General features: G+C 59.7%; 17 protein-coding genes. 1 reads left to right on the top strand and 16 read right to left on the bottom strand.

The window, feature by feature from the left end:
- Positions 1 to 106 precede the first annotated feature (106 nt).
- Positions 107 to 958, top strand: coding sequence for a dienelactone hydrolase family protein (locus tag HMPREF2614_RS09560; RefSeq protein WP_049182332.1), 852 nt, complete (start codon positions 107 to 109; stop codon positions 956 to 958).
- Between the two features lie 15 nt (positions 959 to 973).
- Here the strand turns inward: HMPREF2614_RS09560 and HMPREF2614_RS09555 are convergent, their stop codons facing one another.
- The 16 genes from HMPREF2614_RS09555 to HMPREF2614_RS09480 form a co-directional block, all read right to left on the bottom strand.
- On the bottom strand, positions 974 to 1,255 hold the full coding sequence (locus HMPREF2614_RS09555; RefSeq protein WP_070560828.1) for a hypothetical protein: 282 nt from the start codon (positions 1,253 to 1,255) through the stop codon (positions 974 to 976).
- On the bottom strand, positions 1,255 to 2,535 hold the full coding sequence (locus tag HMPREF2614_RS09550) for a hypothetical protein (protein ID WP_070560826.1): 1,281 nt from the start codon (positions 2,533 to 2,535) through the stop codon (positions 1,255 to 1,257). The genes HMPREF2614_RS09555 and HMPREF2614_RS09550 overlap by 1 nt, the downstream gene beginning before the upstream one ends.
- Complete coding sequence (locus HMPREF2614_RS09545) at positions 2,535 to 2,870, bottom strand: hypothetical protein (protein WP_049182335.1); 336 nt, start codon at positions 2,868 to 2,870, stop codon at positions 2,535 to 2,537. The genes HMPREF2614_RS09550 and HMPREF2614_RS09545 overlap by 1 nt, the downstream gene beginning before the upstream one ends.
- Positions 2,871 to 2,969: 99 nt before the next feature.
- The gene (locus tag HMPREF2614_RS09540) at positions 2,970 to 4,160 is read right to left on the bottom strand and encodes a hydroxymethylglutaryl-CoA synthase (protein ID WP_038627719.1); all 1,191 of its coding nucleotides are present in this window, start codon (positions 4,158 to 4,160) and stop codon (positions 2,970 to 2,972) included.
- Between the two features lie 194 nt (positions 4,161 to 4,354).
- Entirely contained in the window at positions 4,355 to 5,410 is a 1,056-nt protein-coding gene (locus HMPREF2614_RS09535; RefSeq protein WP_070560824.1) for a hydroxymethylglutaryl-CoA reductase, read from the bottom strand.
- A gap of 93 nt (positions 5,411 to 5,503) precedes the next feature.
- Entirely contained in the window at positions 5,504 to 6,601 is a 1,098-nt protein-coding gene (locus tag HMPREF2614_RS09530; protein WP_038627711.1) for a phosphomevalonate kinase, read from the bottom strand.
- 12 nt (positions 6,602 to 6,613) lie between these two features.
- A complete protein-coding gene (gene mvaD, locus HMPREF2614_RS09525) occupies positions 6,614 to 7,591 on the bottom strand; it encodes a diphosphomevalonate decarboxylase (protein ID WP_038627703.1) in 978 nt (325 codons plus the stop codon).
- Positions 7,588 to 8,613, bottom strand: a complete 1,026-nt coding sequence (gene mvk, locus HMPREF2614_RS09520) for a mevalonate kinase (RefSeq protein ID WP_224786608.1) — start codon at positions 8,611 to 8,613, stop codon at positions 7,588 to 7,590. The genes mvaD and mvk overlap by 4 nt, the downstream gene beginning before the upstream one ends.
- 4 nt (positions 8,614 to 8,617) lie before the next feature.
- Positions 8,618 to 9,274, bottom strand: coding sequence for an isopentenyl-diphosphate Delta-isomerase (gene idi, locus HMPREF2614_RS09515; RefSeq protein ID WP_049182338.1), 657 nt, complete (start codon positions 9,272 to 9,274; stop codon positions 8,618 to 8,620).
- Positions 9,275 to 9,290: 16 nt separating this feature from the next.
- Positions 9,291 to 10,634, bottom strand: a complete 1,344-nt coding sequence (glmM, locus tag HMPREF2614_RS09510; RefSeq protein ID WP_038627699.1) for a phosphoglucosamine mutase — start codon at positions 10,632 to 10,634, stop codon at positions 9,291 to 9,293.
- Between the two features lie 101 nt (positions 10,635 to 10,735).
- Entirely contained in the window at positions 10,736 to 12,424 is a 1,689-nt protein-coding gene (locus HMPREF2614_RS09505; protein WP_070560822.1) for a VanW family protein, read from the bottom strand.
- A gap of 43 nt (positions 12,425 to 12,467) precedes the next feature.
- The gene (locus HMPREF2614_RS09500; RefSeq protein ID WP_070560820.1) at positions 12,468 to 14,390 is read right to left on the bottom strand and encodes an acyltransferase family protein; all 1,923 of its coding nucleotides are present in this window, start codon (positions 14,388 to 14,390) and stop codon (positions 12,468 to 12,470) included.
- Positions 14,391 to 14,610: 220 nt separating this feature from the next.
- On the bottom strand, positions 14,611 to 15,171 hold the full coding sequence (gene rpsI, locus HMPREF2614_RS09495; RefSeq protein WP_038627693.1) for a 30S ribosomal protein S9: 561 nt from the start codon (positions 15,169 to 15,171) through the stop codon (positions 14,611 to 14,613).
- Positions 15,168 to 15,611, bottom strand: coding sequence for a 50S ribosomal protein L13 (gene rplM / locus HMPREF2614_RS09490; protein ID WP_005509852.1), 444 nt, complete (start codon positions 15,609 to 15,611; stop codon positions 15,168 to 15,170). Before rplM ends, rpsI begins: the two co-directional genes overlap by 4 nt.
- A gap of 318 nt (positions 15,612 to 15,929) precedes the next feature.
- Complete coding sequence (locus HMPREF2614_RS09485; protein ID WP_005509924.1) at positions 15,930 to 16,217, bottom strand: WXG100 family type VII secretion target; 288 nt, start codon at positions 16,215 to 16,217, stop codon at positions 15,930 to 15,932.
- A gap of 73 nt (positions 16,218 to 16,290) precedes the next feature.
- Positions 16,291 to 16,617: a WXG100 family type VII secretion target gene (locus tag HMPREF2614_RS09480; RefSeq protein WP_005510029.1), complete on the bottom strand. Its 327-nt coding sequence runs from the start codon at positions 16,615 to 16,617 to the stop codon at positions 16,291 to 16,293.
- Positions 16,618 to 16,622 lie beyond the last annotated feature (5 nt).

Here is a 16,622-nt window from a genome sequence, read left to right as displayed (position 1 = left end):
ACAGAATAACCCGCGAAGCGGAAAATCGTCATAACGAAATAGACATTCTCGCTCATCCTGGCACTTTTTCAGCAAAGGTATGCCCCTTATAGTTAAGCTATTCACTGTGGCTGACAACTTGAAGACTCTGACATCTAATCTTTCCAAGCGTGGACCGCACCGCGTCATGGTCGGTGACCTAGCTTTTACTGGCCTGCCGGGAAAGGTCTACACGCCTGCAGAGGGCAATGGCATCCCCGGTATCGCCTTCGCACACGATTGGCGCACACCGATTGAGGAGTACCACGCCACGCTGCGTCACCTAGCTTCGTGGGGCATCGCGGTCGCTGCTCCGGACACCGAAAATGGCATTGTGGCAGACCACCGTGGTCTCGCCAACGATTTGGAGACAGCGCTCCAGATTCTCGCTGGTGTCCGCCTCGGTGAGGGCAAGGTCGTCGTCCACCCAAAGAAACTCGGTGTCGCCGGCCACGGCATGGGCGCTGGCGTAGCCGTCCTCGCCGCCGCTGGTCACGACATCATCTCCGGCGTTGGCTGCGTCTACCCCGCGACTACCGCGCCTTCCTCCAGCGCGGCTGCAACTAATGTCTCGGCTCCGGGCCTCGTCCTGGCCCCTGGCGAGGATAAGTGGCTCGATCGCGGCAACCCGGCTCGCCTGGCTGTTCAGTGGAAGGGCGATGTCGTTTACCGCGAAGTAGACAACGCTGACCAGAGCAGCTTCTCGGAGACAACTCTTCTACGTCGCCTAGCGGGCTTCTCTTCTTCCAAGGTGAAGTACCAGGAGGTTGCGCGCGCCGCGCTCACAGGCTTCCTGCTGGCCACGGTCGGTGACGACAAGAAGTACTCGGATTTCGCAGACCCGACCGCCACTATCAAGGGCACAACTAACCGCGATATGGAGTGGCTCATCAAGGAGCTGCCGGAAAACCCGGAGCACTCGCTGGTTCCCGGCAAGTAGTCACTAGGCCACGCTTCAGGACACGCCCCGAATCGACTTCACCGTCGGCGTCCCTTTCCCCGCCCGCCCGAACAATCGCGTAACGGTTCCCTTCGGTCGGGCGGTTTTTTGCTGCTTCTCGACGCCCTTCGCCACCTCTCTCTCCTTAATTTCGCGTGCTTTACGACGCTCTTCCAAACCCTGCAATTCTTTCTGTGCCCTCTGTATCGCCGTTTCGAACTCCTGCCTGGTCATTGCAGCAGCGTCGTAATAGGCCTGCCCAATCCGGTCATATTTCGCGGCATGCTTACTCCCCATTACCACTCACCTGCCGTTGGCGAATTAACCGCGCCCACAAGCTCCTGGGCGTTGGGCTGCTCAGGGGGCTCGGGCACAGTTGAAGCAGATTCCTGCACTGATGCTGCCGAGTCCTGAGCTGGTTCTGGCTGCGTTTCTGCTTGTTGTTCTGGCTGCGGCTCCTGTGGCAGCTCGATTCCCAGGTGCTTTAGTTTCTCAGCTGGAGGAGGCGGTTCAGGCGCGTCTTCTGGTTCAGGTTCAGGCTCAGGCTCGGGTTCGGGTTCCGGGGCTGGTTCGCAATCCTCAGGTTCCGGTTCGGGTTCGGGCTCGGGTTCCGGCTCACAGTCCTCCAGCGCGGGAGCTGGTGCTGGTGCTGGTGCCTGTTCACACACTGGTTCTTCCATTTCTATGCACATGTCTAAGTTGAGCAGTGAGGACGCGACACTGCCTGCAACACCCACAGCCTCCGCAATTCCGGCGATGCTGGCCGCACCTACAGCACCAATGGCACCTCCAGCGGATATCCCAGCAGCAACGCCTGCCTCTATCCCAATATCAACGTTGGCAACAACCCCAGTTCCACCAGCGATAGCACCGTTGCCACCGGTTACAGTAGCTCCTTCGCCACTCACAGACTCAGCCACCTCTGCACAGGCCGCCGAGGTAGCACCCGAACTGGCAGGGACAGTAGGAGGCTGCGGCGGGGTGGCGACCACTGCGGCCTCAGTGTCACACGCTGCCTGCTCAAGACACTGCTCGATGCAGGCATTGCGCGCATCGTAGAGCTGACCAGTGGAGTCGACGAGACTGTTGCACACCTGCTGGGCCACTTGTGCGGCTTCGGCGCCGACCTCCGGATCGTCGACAAGCGCTTCGCACTGAGAGAGAACACCGTCGGTTTGCTCAGCCATATCTTCGGCCTGCTTTTCGCAATCCTCGAGGACCTCGTCGACTTTCTTGCCGCACTCGCCGACACTCTGCGCGCCATCGGCGGACTGCTCATCCTGATTCGCACAGTCCTGCGCGGCTTTATCACAGCGCTCTTTGGCAGCGCCGGCAGCATCGCCTTTCAAACCGCCCCAATCGAAAGCCATAGCAATAGTTATCGCGGAGGCTATCAACCCCACGGAGTTGGAGAACTTGGATAGGGCGCTGCCTTTCCAGCCGTCAGCGCGTCGCGCCTTATCCAAGACTTTGGGCAGATTCTTGCCGATGCCGCCGACCCCGCGCTTGGCTCCAATACGGCTTCCACGGCCAATAACACGCACCAATATCGGAAGAATTCGAGCAACCCATGGCATCAGTCCACTACCTCAATTCCACCGAGGTCGGCACTCCCGTCGCTGTCACAGCTTGCAAAGACACGCCACTGTTCCCGCACTGCCGGAGCATGGTTGCCAAGTCCCGCGTACATCGATTGCCCGTGCTCACGCAGCCGCACTGCCGCCTGCTGCAGACGATGCCCCTGGGCGGCAAAACCCTGGCCACAGTCTGCTGCTGAGATATTGGGAGCGCTTCCCCACCGCTCATGGCCGTCACGGCCGCGCTGCTCGATCTCTCGGGCAGCCGCTGTCACTGCATCCTCCGAAAAGTGCAGCAAGCCTCCGCCACTGCCTCCAGTAAAACTTGCGGACACGAAAAATCCCCTTCCCCCGCGAAAAACAGTTCTTATTACTGTTAGGCGCGAAAAAAGGGGATTCGGTTCCGTTGAGGTCCTAGCGCGGGTGCCCCCGGGCTAACGAGCGCGGTAGATGCGCTTACAGCCCTCAACACCGGTGAAGCTGAATGGACCGGTGCCGATCAGTGCGTCGTCTCCCAGGTTTGAGTACTCACCCGGATCTTCATGCGTCACCTGAGCGTGGCGGTAGTAGGTCGGATCATCGAGCTTTACGCGCTCTTCCAGTTCACGAGCATTATCTGCGGCGCGCAGCTGGGACTCGTAGCCCTCGACCACATTGCCGGTGAGGAACTCAGCAACTGAGCCGGAACCATAGGAGACAACAGCGACCTTCTTACCAGTCAGGTCCTTCTCGGTGTCCAGCAGCGAGAGCAGGCCGAAGTAGGCCGATGCTGTGTAGGAGTTACCGATGATGCGGTTGTACTCAGTGGTTGGGCCTAACTGGCGGGCCTCGTCCTCTGCGGTGAGCTCCACACCGTTATTGGCCGACAGCTGCCGGTGCGCCTTGTAGGCCATCTTGGTGAACGGCTGGTGGTAGCTGAAGTAGTCAATCTCGCTGAAGTCCACACCGCCGCGGGCACGGTAGTCCTCGTAAGCCCCCTGAACAGCGTCGATGTAAGCGCCAATAGAGAGCTTGCCCTCCACCAACGCCTGACTGCGGTGGTTCGGACGCCAGAAGTCCATAACTTCGCGGGTGAAGACGCCCGAAGCCGCATCGATGGCCAGGATGCGCGGATTAGCGGTCACCAGCATGGCCACAGCACCTGCGCCCTGGGTTGGCTCCGCAGCGGAGTCCAGGTCATAGCGGGCAATGTCGGAGGCGACAACGATGACCTTTTCCTCCGGATTGCGGGCCACCAGAGCGCACGCAAACTGCAGCGCCGCGGTACCCGAGTAGCAAGCCTGCTTCAGCTCAACAGAGCGCGCGTGCGGGTCAAGACCAACCAACTCGTGGACATAGACGGCAGCGGCCTTCGACTGGTCGATACCGGTCTCAGTGGCGAACATGATAGTGCGCACGCCGTCGATACCGTGGCGATCCACAATCTTCTTCACCGCAGTCGCGGCCATCGTCACCGGATCTTCATCAGAGGCAACCACGCTGGAGCGTTCCTGCCCCAGGCCCTTGTGATATTTTGCCGGTTCCGCTCCGAGTCGGGGCGCAATATCGGCGAGGTCAATGCAGTACGAACCCGTCGCAAAAGCGATGTCATCAATACCGACCGGGGTCACATTGCTTGTTGTCATCAAAACCGTGCCTTCACTACCTCTACAGATTTTAAGAAATAACGGGCAACGAAACATCCCATGTCATCAGAACGACCATCAGAGCAGTCATCAGACCACGGGATATTTTGCCCACAAAATGTTAATTGCCTACTACAGAAATCTAGCGCGTTTACCTGAGATTTGTCTTAGGTTTTGCGAATTGTTGCGACGCACTACTTCGCCCGCTCGATAGAAACGTGCGCCTCCATCAGCTCACCCGGGTTCGTCTGTGCCGCGAGCAGGGAAAGCTCACCACACCAGACGATTGCCGCACAGCACGCTGCTAGACGACGGGCATTCTCACCCGGCTCACGGTCCTCCTTGCAGCCCAGCGCCGTGAGATTCTTCTCCACGAAGTCCAAGCCCTTGCCGTTGCCCACGGAACCGACGATCAAATGTGGCAGGGTGCAGCTAAAGCGCACGGAGCCGTCGTCAAGCGCCTCTACCTGCGTCAGCCCCTGCGAGCCCTCGACGATATTCGCAGCGTCCTGACCGGTAGCGAGGTAAAAGCCCAGCAGCATATTGGCGTAGTGCGCATTACCGCTGCGCAGCGAACCGGCCATGATGGAGCCGACGAGGTTCTTGCGCTCGTTGAGCTCGGCCAGACGCTTGGCAGTTGTGCGCAGACGTTCGCGGACAACTGGCTCTGGAATGACGGCTTCGGCAATCACGTACTTACCGCGACCCAAAATGCCATTGACGGCGGAGGTCTTCTTATCGGTGCAGTAGTTTCCCGAGATAGAGCCATAGCCCAACTCTGGCATCTGCTCCATCAGGTAGGACATCAAACGCTCAGACGCCAGCGTGGCCATGTTGTGGCCCGAGGCGTCACCGGAGAAGAAGTCAAAGCGGACAAAGAGCAGACGCGATGCGATCTGAAAGTGAATATCCACCAGCCTGGCAAAACGCGAGGAGGACTCCACGACCTTCTTCAGCTCGTCATAACGAGACAGGATGCTGTCACGCGCAACGACGGCGTCAGCTGCCGAGTCGAGTGTGAAAATCACCGAGCGGGTCATCTTCTCGCCGACGAAAGTACAGGTAATGCCACCTTCAATCATGCGGGAGACCTTCGCACCGCGACCACAGGACGGCCACAGCGGGGTCTCGTAAGTCGCCAGCGGAATCTTCACCTCGTCATTCATGACGTTGCCACTAATGCGCACCGGGCCAATCCAGCTCAGTGGTACGTGTGCATATTCCAGGTCGTGCGAGCTCTTTTCAGCCATTATCCTAAGCGACCCTTTCTAGCTGCATGCAGCTTCGGTTCCCAGCTTCTGTAAATTTCAGCTGTCTTAAATTCTACGGTCAAAAAACTGTGGTCAAAGTTGAGCGGCCAGCTTCAGCGACAACGGCCGAATGCCAGCTGCCTGCCAGCGCGCGGTGATGTCCGCGGCAGTCTCTCGGGTCGAACTCTCAGCATCGGCACCATTTGAGGCTCCGACCAAAGCGATTCCACAGTCACCACCACCGGAGCCACTGCTCTTGCCCGCGGCCCCCGCGCCATCGGCGATGTCGGCGAGCGCTTTCAGTTTCTCCGTCTCAATGCACACAGCACGCTCGCGCTCATAGTCCTGCAGCAGCGTCCGATTCTCGCGCAGGCAGGCAAACGCCGCTGTGTGGTCGCCGTCGGCAAGCGCCTGCCAGAGTTTTTCGCTTATCGACGAGACCCCGCGTACAAAAACACGGTCTGCGCCACCGGCCTTCTTCAACTGAGAGTCCGTCTTCACCGGACTGCCCGTCCAGCCGACCAACAGTTGTAACCCGCCGAGGTCGGCACGGGCGTCAATGCGAAGATTCGGCCATGGTGCCGCCACGGCAGCGACAGGATCAGCCGCCACGAGTTCTGCGAGCGCCGTCGGATTCGGCCGGCGATAGAGCACCACCCCGCCGTGCGCGGAGCACGCGATATCGCCGCCGGAACCAGCCGCACCAGCCAGAAGCGTGGCCACCATCGCAATCTTGTACACGTCCAGCGAATTGAGCTCCAGGCCTAGGTGCGCTCCCAGCGCACGAGTCACTGCCACAGCGACAGCCCCGGAGGATCCCAGGCCGTACTTCGCACCGCTGTCGGCGTCATCGAGGTCCGATTCAATGACAATATTGATGGGGCTCTCTGGGGTGTTTTCCAGCTCGCCCGCAGCAATGCGATAGACCAGGGAAATCGTATAGGTAGCAATGTCACCTGGCGCATCGATATCAATGACGCGCCCCTGCGGGCCGTAATAGCTGGAGTACACGCGAGAGACCGGCTGCGATGGGTCGGCATCGTGGCACCGAACCGTCACATAGCGGTTGACTCCTGCGATGACGGCCAGCCCCTCAACATCCATCACCGCATATTCGCCGGTGAGATACAGTTTGCCACAGCCGCGGCCAATCGATTCGCCTTCGAGAGGTTCGCCCTTAGCGCTACTCAACTACTCCCCCAGCTACACCAGGTATGCGCCGGGGCCGGAGCCGGAAACCAGCACGTCAATATTCTCGAACTCTGCGCGGAAACGATCCGCGATGGTCTCGGCATCGCCGCTGCGGCACAGCACCTTCACATTCGGACCGGCATCCATGGTGGCGTAGCACTCGGTGCCCTCGTCGCGCAGCGTAGCGACGAGATCGAGAGCCGCCACCGAATCCGGATTCCAGTAACGCACCGGAGGAAGAGCCCCCAGCATAGTGGCGTGCATACGCATGGCATTGGCCTCGGCAAGCTCGCCGACCGCAGTGAAGTCCGCAGCGGCAATGGCGGCCTTCATGTCCTCGATATCGCGGGGCACCTGCTCCACCCACGCCGGGAAGAACGGTGAGGTCTCGACCGTGCGACGCATGGCGGCACGGCTGTCAATCTTCTTGCGGCCTGGGGCCAAAACCGCCACGACCAGGGAGAGGTCCAGGCCGGAATCCGGCAGAGCCACTGCATGGCTCGAAGCATCGTCATCGCCGGGCAGCCACTCGACGAGGCCGCCGAAAATAGAGCGACAGGCCGAGCCCGAACCGCGACGGGCCAGAGCCGAGAGCTGTTCCGGGGTGTAGTCCAGGCCGTAGGCCTTCGCCGCGGCCAGCGCGAGAGCACCGAAGCCTGACGCGGACGAGGCCAGTCCAGCGCCCGTCGGAATCTCGTTGGTGCTGGTCACCTCTGCGAAGCTAGTGCTGCCCGCACGCTCGCGGACCAAATCCAAAAACTTCTGAACACGGGACAGATCCTTGCCCGCCATCTCCTGGCCGTTCAAAGTGCCCAAGTCGGCGGTGACGCTGGGGTCGTCGATAAGCGACACCGTGGTGGTCGTCGGAGCGATGCCCAGAGTAAGGGACAGCGAACCTGTGGCCGGCAGCTGCACCGCCTCATCGCGCTTGCCCCAGTATTTAATCAGGGCGATGTTGGGATGAGCGACGGCGGTAGCGGTCGTGGTCACGAGGGATTTACCTCCACAGTCCAAGTAGCAACGGCATTGGCGCCCATCATGGCATGGCTAATCAGTTCCGCGTGATCGGCGGACTCTGCCAGCGCCATCACACAGCCGCCGCAACCGGCACCAGTGAGCTTTGCACCGTGGGCACCTGCCAGACGTGCGGCAGTGACGAGATCAGTGATGGACTCATGCCCAACACCTAGTTCCTCTAGCGCTTCCTGCGCCGAGTCCATGCGATGTCCCAGACGGGCAAAATCGCCCTTGGCCAGGTTGTGCACCGCAGCATCGGTCAGCTGCCCCAAGTGGTCCAACAACTCTTGGCCGTGGACTCGATGGGAATCGACGAAACCACGCACGCGGGCAACGGCCAGCGACGTCGAGCCACGCACACCGGTATCCCCCAGCACCAGCCACATCTTCTTGGCTACCTGCAGCGGATGGAACTCCCCCTGCTTGAAGTAGACCGGACGAGACGCACGGGCAACCGTGGCATCCAGGCCAGAGGGGTTACCGTGCGCCAGACGCTCAGCTTCCTGCACCAGGTCAAAGCGCTGACGCTCGGTCAAAGTGCCATCGGCGAGGTCACGCACTGCGTCGATAAGCGCATGTGCCACAGCGGCGGAACCACCCAGCCCTGCGGCGGGTGGGATACCGGAGCGGAGACGAATCAGCAGGTCACGTTCGGGAATACCGAAGGTGCGCAGGCCAGCGCGGAGTGCAGCGGCGATGGAGGAAAAGCGCTCCGGCAGCTCGTCGATGTCAATGACCTCGCCATCCATGGAAAACAGCACGGGAGAATCCTCCACGCGGTCAATCCACGCCATCGTGCGCAGCGATGTCACCGGCAGCGCAATAGCCGGCTTGCCATAGACGACAGAATGCTCGCCCAACAGAATCGACTTGGCATGCCCTTCACCGAATGCGGCACCCTGCTCGTTGGCCAGGGCATAGAACTCTCCGGTCTCCAATTCCTCGGACTTGTCGAGGCCGAAGTCGTCGACGCTGGCGTTTTCTACGCTGGTCACGAAGCTACACATCCCTTTCCGAAACCGACTGTGCGGCAGCCTGCGCCTCCGCGGGGCCATGGATACCCGGCACACCCGCAATGTCGAAACCGTACTTGGAGAACTTCTCCGCACCAACACCCCAGACGTGGTTAAACCACTCCGTCATCGGTTCGTTGGCGCGGCGTTCGGCGAGCTCCTGCGGGGTCACGTACACCACTTCATCGACCTCATCGGGGTTGATATCCACCGACTTCGGATCGACGATGCCGGCGTAGACATGGTTGTACTCGTGCTCCGCCAGTCCCGAACGATCATCGATGACCTGGTAGATAACGATGCCGATTTCCTCCAACTGGGAGACATCCGCACCGAGCTCTTCCTTCGCACGACGCTCAACGGCATCCGCCACCGGCTCCCCCGGCAGTGGGTGCGAGCAGGTCGCATTCGTCAGCAGCAGTGGTGAGTGATACTTCGACTCCGCACGGCGCTGCAGCAGCATGCGTCCCTGCTCATCGAAGAGGAAAAGAGAAAAGGCACGGTGCAAAATTCCCGGCGGAACGTGTGCTTCAAGCTTGCCGACGGTACCGAGAACTCGACCGTCACGATCGACTACCTCTACCTGGATGTCGGCTTCACCCGGGGCAAAGCGGGCTTTAATGTCCTCTGGCGCATCATTCATTTCCACACTCCTGACTTTAGACTGCGGCCACAACCGCAGCTAACTCCCCGGCAATCTTGCGGGCCGATTCCGCATCGGCGGCCTCCACCATGACGCGGAAGAGCTCCTCGGTGCCGGACGGGCGCAACAGCACGCGACCGGTGGAGCCCAGCTTCTCCTCGGCTGCATCGATGGCGGCCTTGACCTCATTAGACTCCAGAATTGCGGCCTTGTTGGACACCGGCACGTTGATAAGAGTCTGCGGCAGCACCTTCATTACCGAGGCCAGCTCAGCCAGAGACTTACCAGTGCGTGCCATCCGCGCCATGAGGTACAGACCAGTGAGGGTGCCGTCACCAGTGGTGGCGTGATCCGGAATGACCACGTGCCCCGACTGCTCACCGCCGAGCGAGTAACCGCCAGCGTTCAAATCAGCCAGCACATAGCGGTCGCCGACCTTGGTGGTGCGCAGGGCGATATCGTTTTCCTCCATCGCCAGCTTGAGGCCGAGGTTGCTCATCACAGTGGCCACCAGCGTGTTGTGGTGCAACAGCCCCTCTTCCTTCATGGCGACGGCCAGAATGGCCATGATTTGATCACCGTCGACGATGTTGCCCTGCGAATCCACAGCCAGGCAGCGGTCGGCATCACCATCGTGAGCCAGTCCCAGATCCGCGCCGTGCTCCAGCACTGCCGCGCGCAAAACCTCAATGTGGGTGGAACCGCAGTTATCGTTGATGTTGTAAGAGTTCGGCTTGTCGTGAATAGCGACGACGTCGGCACCGGCGGCCGCGTACGCCATGGGGGCTGCCTGCGAAGCAGCACCATTTGCACAATCCACCACGACGCGAATGCCGTCGAGCTTGGTACTGACCGCACGGGAGAGGTGGAACAGGTAGCGGTCGAGCCCGTCTGGGGCCTCCTCGATGACACGACCCACTCCGGTGCCCGTGGGGCCGGTCTCCGGCAGGTTGTGGAGAGCGTGTTCGATTTCCTTCTCCACCGCGTCGTCAAGCTTGGTGCCGCCCGCGGCGAAGAACTTGATGCCGTTGTCCGGCATGGGGTTGTGAGAAGCCGAAATCATCACACCCATGTCGGCACCGTAGTCGTCGGTGAGGAAAGCGACAGCCGGAGTGGGCAGCACACCGACACGCAAGACGTCGACGCCCTGGGAAGCCATGCCGGCAGACAGCGCTGCGGCGAGCATCTCACCGGAGACACGCGGATCGCGGCCAACAATGGCCAGGGGACGACGCCCCGATGGATTCGTGCCGCTAGTCAGCACAGTGGCCGCAGCAGCACCCAGCCGCATTGCCAGCGGTGCGGTCAGAGTCTTATTCGCCAAACCGCGGACGCCATCAGTTCCGAAAAGACGTGCCATTGTTGCTAGACCACTCCTTGGGGGTTTATGAGTTTTGGTATCGCGGACTGTTGCATTGTCAATGCTGTATTACTTTAGCCGGTCGCGCAGGCGAATCCAGACTAGCCACAGGACACAAATGGCTGCGGGTCATAAACCGTAGTCTGAGTTTCACGCGAGATTTCCGCGCCAGAGAGGTTCCGAATGACGCGTGTGTCGGAAGTGGTAAAACCCTGCGCACCCGACGACGGCTGGCAAGAGCTGCCACTGACCTGCATGCGCTGCGGTTGCGTGTATGCCCAACGGCCACCATTGATGGACTCGACGTTGACCCTCTTCACGCCCTTGATGCGCACAGTGACGTCGGAGCCAGTAGTAACGGCCTCGATAAGAATCGGAGTGTCGGAACTGTTCTTAAACGCCAGGTCGATTGCGCCCTCGTACACCGTCGCTTCACGGCCGGCCGGGTAACGCGAAATGTAGTAACTGTGCGGAGTGTGCGCGACATCCTCCATGCCCGCAAAGTACGAAGCATTGTACAAAGTAGTGGCGAACTGGCTAATGCCACCGCCGACAGCCATGTCCGCATGGCCGTTGAGGATGATGCCCGACTCGACAAAGCCCTGCGCAGTACCGCGCGGCCCCGTGTAGCCGTTCAGGCTGAATGTATCGCCCGGCGCCACGAATGCGCCGTTGACCATCTGAGACACCAGGGCAATGTTTGTTCCCGATGCCGAGCTGAAACCACCGGTGGTGAACTCACCAATGACATCATCGAAGGTCGCACTTTCCGCTTGTTCAGTGGTGTAGGTGGCGGGCTGGTCCTCGTAGACCGCATCGAACTCGCGCTTATCCGTCGAAGTCACACGCTCGGCGAAGTCCTTCATAGTTTCATCCCACTTCACGGCTACGCCATCAACTGAGGGGACCACTTCACGCGAACCACCGCTGAAGCGTATCGACGCATTGCGCTTATCAACCTCGGAAGCAGCCAGCCCCTCCTCGAGGATCTCGCGTGCGCGGTCGACATTGATATCGGCGGCCAATCCGCCGTCGCGCGGCACAAAGCTGATGATCTCAGCCATGCGCTCCGGAGGAATTACACCATCTTTGCCATCGCGGCCCTTGGCAACAATCGGACCCGACACGGCATCGGCAGCCTCTCCCTCAGCTGCCTCACGAACCTGATCTTCACCGATAGCCGGGTCGTGCGCGGTGGTCTCCACATCGATGCCCTCCGGCGACAACCACTTGGCGGCCAAATCCCCGCTGACCGCATTGCGGTCGACATCTTGGCCGATGACCGGTGGAGTTGTTTCCACGCGGCCGTCAACAAGCTTGACCTCACCATCGACGGGAGCAATAGTCAGTTCGCCGACGAGACGGTCGACCTGCGGTTCGAACTTAGAGCTATCGATATCGCTGACCAAATCCAGCTCACGGGTAGTAAAGAAACTGCGCACCCAGGTAACTGGGTTCGCCGTCTGCTTGCCCGCCTGAGCAACCGTCTTCTCCCAGTCGATGCTCAGCCCCGCCTCCTCGGGCAGAACCTCCGCCGCGCGCTCGCCGGCACGCAACACCACTGGATGAGTGGAAAGATCACCGAGCTGTTCTTCGAGCTTCGCTTCAGCGTGATTCGCGCTCAGCGTGCTGATGTCAATCCCCGCAACGGTAGACCCGCGCGGGACATGGTCCTTATTCAGCACGTAATCGACAGCGTAAAACACACCGAAGAGCGCGAAGATACCGAGGACAATGCCGAGGAAAATCTTTAATCCGCGGTGACTGGAGGAAGACTTTTGTTTGGCCACAGCCACTTACTTTACCGTGGAAACACTACTAACTAGATTTTTATTAGATTCCGCAGGTGTCCGGAATGCGTTTCTTGTTCTTCGCATACTGCTGGAAAGCATCGACCACGGCATTGGCATAGACCTCGGCACCATCCGGGGTCGGGTGGATAAGGTCCGCGCGCAGCTTGGACAAATCGTCACGCACACCATGGCACCAGTCAGCCACATAGACATTGTCGCGCTTCTTTGCCGCGTCGAGGACTTCCTTCTCCGACTGAGGCATCCACACGCGATCACCGTACGGGTTGATTAGGACAATGATGCGGTCTTCACCCAGCGAATCGAGAATCTCATCCAACAGGTGTTCGTCCGATGCCGCAGCCGACTGATTGATACCAAGCCCCAGCACAACGAATGGATCGAGCGTACCCGCCGCCTTCATACTGGCGATAATCTCCGGCGCGGCCGGATAACCACGGGAAACTGCCGCATCGATGTAGATGCCGGGCAGCTTCTCCTCCAACGCGGACGCCGAGGCGAGCATCACAGAGTCGCCGATAGCAGTGATCTGGTCACCACGCGGCATAACGCGCTTGGCCAACTCGGCTTCCTCCGCCTTCTGTGCCTGTGCACGGCGCTCAGCTGTCTCCTGTAGCTGTGCCTCCAAACGCGTCATCTTCGGCGCCGTGGCCATCCCTGCCACTGCACCAACCACGACGACCAACGCCAGCACTGCTGCAACGCGCGGCTTCCAAGAACCGGCGTACTGCGTGCCCGAAAACTGCGACATCCAACGGCGGTAGCCCATCCGGCGAATTGGGGATTCCACATTCTTGTACGACCAATTCGCCAAAAGCAGCGCCAGCGCAATACCTGCAAAGGCAGCGAGTTTCTCATACTGCATCGCCTCATTGCGCTCCAGCAGTTCACGGATGAGCACAATGACCGGCCAGTGCCACAGGTACAGCGAGAAAGAAATCTTTCCCAACCAGCACAGTGGCTTGAACTCAAAAATCTGACGCACGGGCGAGACACCGCGAACGACAAGGTAGAGAATCGCCGCCGACAGCAACGACGCGAACACCAACCCACCGCGGTAAGTCGCCGACGCGGTATCTGACATCATCAGCAAAACCAACGACAGGAAAATCAGCGGCAGCGAGGCCACTACGAAAGCCTGGGCAGAACTGCCAAAGAAATCTCGCAGCAAGGGTTCTGTGCGTGGCCAGGAGTCCGCCTCCGCGCGTGACGACGTCGACGTCAACCACAATGCGAGGGCCGCACCAAACAGGAGACCAAAGGCGTGAGTATCGGTGCCGTAGTAGACCCGCGTGGGGTCAACCTTCGGATCGTAGAGTGACACCATCCACACGAAAGAAGCAACCGCGCCAATGCCCGCCACTGCTGCCAGCTTGCGAGATGCCAGCTTCAGCGCGAGAAGAGCCACAAAGATTAGTGGCCAGAGCAAGTAGAACTGCTCCTCTACCGACAGTGACCAGTAGTGGGCTAGCAGCTGCACACCAGAATCCGCGAAATAGGACTGAGAGCCCGCAATCTGCGTCCAGTTATTGACGAAAAAGACCGTGCCGAGAAACTGCGTCGACAATCCAACAGCGGGATCACCGCCAACCAGACCTGCGGCGGCGATGGAAATAAATAACACAAATATCGCAGCCGGGGCGATGCGGCGCAGTCGACGGAGCCAGAAGTCCTTTAGATCGATGCGCCCAGTGACCGCGCGTTCGCGCACCAGAAGCGAAGTGATAAGAAATCCGGAGAGCACGAAAAAGATATCCACACCGATGTAGCCACCGGGCAGCACATTATCGAAGTAGTGGTAGATCACCACAGTGGCAACGGCCAGACCGCGCAGCCCATCAATGCCTGGTACGCGTCGAATGCGGAAGGGATGCTTCGCCACCGAAGACGAGTTAGAGGAGCTCTTCACGTCGGAGGTCTTGGTGGCTGTGGTGCTCACCGCCATACGGTTTCCTTCTTCCCATCGCACTGCAATCGCACTTCCATCGCACCGCAATCGCACCGCGAACAACGATTCTCGTGGCAGTTTTTAACGGATAAAAGTCTAACGTACGGGGCTTGCCCCAAAAATGCAGCCATGCCTGGTCACGGCGGACTTTAACCCAAAAAAGCACCCCGGCTTGCGCGTAATACGCAAACTGAGGTGCTTTTCGAAGCAGTAAAGCTTAACGCTTGGAGTACTGCGGTGCGCGACGGGCCTTGTGCAGACCAGCCTTCTTGCGCTCGACAGCACGAGCGTCGCGGGTGAGGAAGCCAGCCTTCTTGAGAACGCTGCGCTCCTCCGGGTTGAACTCGTTCAGGGCACGAGCGATAGCCAGGCGCAGAGCACCGGCCTGACCGGACGGGCCACCACCGTTGATGTTGGCCTTAATGTCGAACTGGCTCTCGCGCTCGACCAGGACCAGCGGGTCCTTGATTTCCTGCTGGTGCAGCTTGTTCGGGAAGTAGTCCTCGAGCTCGCGGCCGTTGCAGACAATCTTGCCGGAACCAGCGGTCAGAACGACGCGGGCGACAGCGCGCTTACGACGACCGACCGTCTGAATCGGACGATCCAGGGTCAGCGGTGCAGCCGGAGCCGCCTCAGCCTCTACCTCAGTAGCAACTGCATCGCCGATGGAAGAGGTGAACTCTTCGGTGGCAGCAGCAGCGGCAGCCTGAACATCATCGTAGGAAGCCTCGGTGGCCTCTACGTTCTGGTTCTCGTTGACGTCCTGTGGGTTGGTCACTGTGCCACCGCCTTGATCTCGTAGTTTTCAGGCTTCTGACCGGCGAACGGGTGCTCGGAGCCGGCGAAGACGTGCAGCTTCTTGATGGACGCACGCGAAAGCTTGTTGTGCGGCATCATGCCCTCAATAGCCTCAGCGATAACGCGCTCCGGGTGAACCTCGAGGGAACGACCCAGGGTCATCGACTTCAGACCGCCCGGGAAGCCCGAGTGGCGGTAGCGCATCTCACGTTCCCGCTTGTTAGAGGAGACGTGCACCTTATCGGCGTTGATGATGATGACGTGGTCACCGCAGTCGACGTTAGGGGCGAAGTAAGCCTTGCCCTTACCGCGCAGCAAGTCTGCGGCGTGAGTAGCCAGACGGCCGAGAACAACGTCGGTAGCGTCGATGACGTACCACTTGCGCTCGATGTCACCGTCCTTCGGATGGAAAGTAGACAACATGACTCCTTTTAGGGTCCGTGTAGATTTGCCAGCCACCGTGCACACTGTTGTTATTCCCCGGCGGCCGGTGGAGACCCGAGGCAACATTCACGTGTGCGCACACAGTTTGGCTACTTTACCTTGAGATGGCGCTAGAACAAAAATGCCAAAGCCAGTCTCAGCTGCAAACTGCTGAGACTGGCCTCCCCCCCCCGGAGTGCTGCTAGCAAGAATACGTCAAAGGCAGATACCTAATTGAGGATCTCAATTGAGCAAATGCCCTCCCCCTCCCCCGGTTACATAGCTCAATCAAAAGTGCCTCAACCAGGATCCAAGCTATCCCCAGCTAGCTGCCGCACGGCGGTTAATATCCGCCATTCGCTGACTACCTGCGCTGACAGTATCCGCAATAGTTGTGAGAATCATATTGAGCTCCTCCGCTGCTGTGTCCCATTCACGCTGAGCCTCCTGATAAGAATCCGAAGACTCACCCTCCCACGTAGAGACCATCGGCGCGATGCGCTTCTTCAAATCTCCGAGCAGCCCGTTGATAGTGCCAGAAGTGGAACGAATGTCATCCGCAGCACCGTCGATGCCGCCGAAGCTGTACCTAATTGGTTGCATTAAGAACCCTTTCCCCAAAAGGTGATGTGTGTTGTGTGATTCAGTGTTGTAATTGTGCGATCCGACAAAACGTTTAGAGGTTCAGCAACGACGCACCCGCTGCTGCCACCTGCTTGAACGACGACGCCCCCTCGTCCTCGCCCGCATCGAAGCTGCTGGAATTTGCGCGGATGTTATCCGCAATATCCGTCAGCGCATTGGATAGACGCATAGCTGCGTCATCCCAACGAAGCATCAGATCATCGAAGCTGTCTTTAGCCTGGCCCTTCCATTCCCCCGCCAGACCGTCCACGACGCCTCGAATGCGCCCCAGCTCGCCCTGTACTTCCGAGTTGACGCCATCGACGTCCCCTGCGGTAGTGGTCATTTGATCTGATTCGGCTGCAAATAGGTTTGCCACTGTTT

It is taken from the genome of Corynebacterium sp. HMSC074C11 (assembly GCF_001809455.1).
Classification (GTDB): domain Bacteria; phylum Actinomycetota; class Actinomycetes; order Mycobacteriales; family Mycobacteriaceae; genus Corynebacterium; species Corynebacterium amycolatum.
Note: the sequence above shows the minus strand (reverse complement) of the source record. Positions and strands in the feature narration are given on the sequence as shown.

Bases quoted from the DNA above. Each gene is read 5' to 3' on its own strand.
- HMPREF2614_RS09555 (WP_070560828.1), bottom strand. From the start codon at position 1,255: ATGGGGAGTAAGCATGCCGCGAAATATGACCGGATTGGGCAGGCCTAT.
- HMPREF2614_RS09550 (WP_070560826.1), bottom strand. From the start codon at position 2,535: ATGCCATGGGTTGCTCGAATTCTTCCGATATTGGTGCGTGTTATTGGC.
- HMPREF2614_RS09540 (WP_038627719.1), bottom strand. From the start codon at position 4,160: ATGACAACAAGCAATGTGACCCCGGTCGGTATTGATGACATCGCTTTT.
- HMPREF2614_RS09535 (WP_070560824.1), bottom strand. From the start codon at position 5,410: ATGGCTGAAAAGAGCTCGCACGACCTGGAATATGCACACGTACCACTG.
- idi (WP_049182338.1), bottom strand. From the start codon at position 9,274: ATGAATGATGCGCCAGAGGACATTAAAGCCCGCTTTGCCCCGGGTGAA.
- glmM (WP_038627699.1), bottom strand. From the start codon at position 10,634: ATGGCACGTCTTTTCGGAACTGATGGCGTCCGCGGTTTGGCGAATAAG.
- HMPREF2614_RS09500 (WP_070560820.1), bottom strand. From the start codon at position 14,390: ATGGCGGTGAGCACCACAGCCACCAAGACCTCCGACGTGAAGAGCTCC.
- HMPREF2614_RS09485 (WP_005509924.1), bottom strand. From the start codon at position 16,217: ATGCAACCAATTAGGTACAGCTTCGGCGGCATCGACGGTGCTGCGGAT.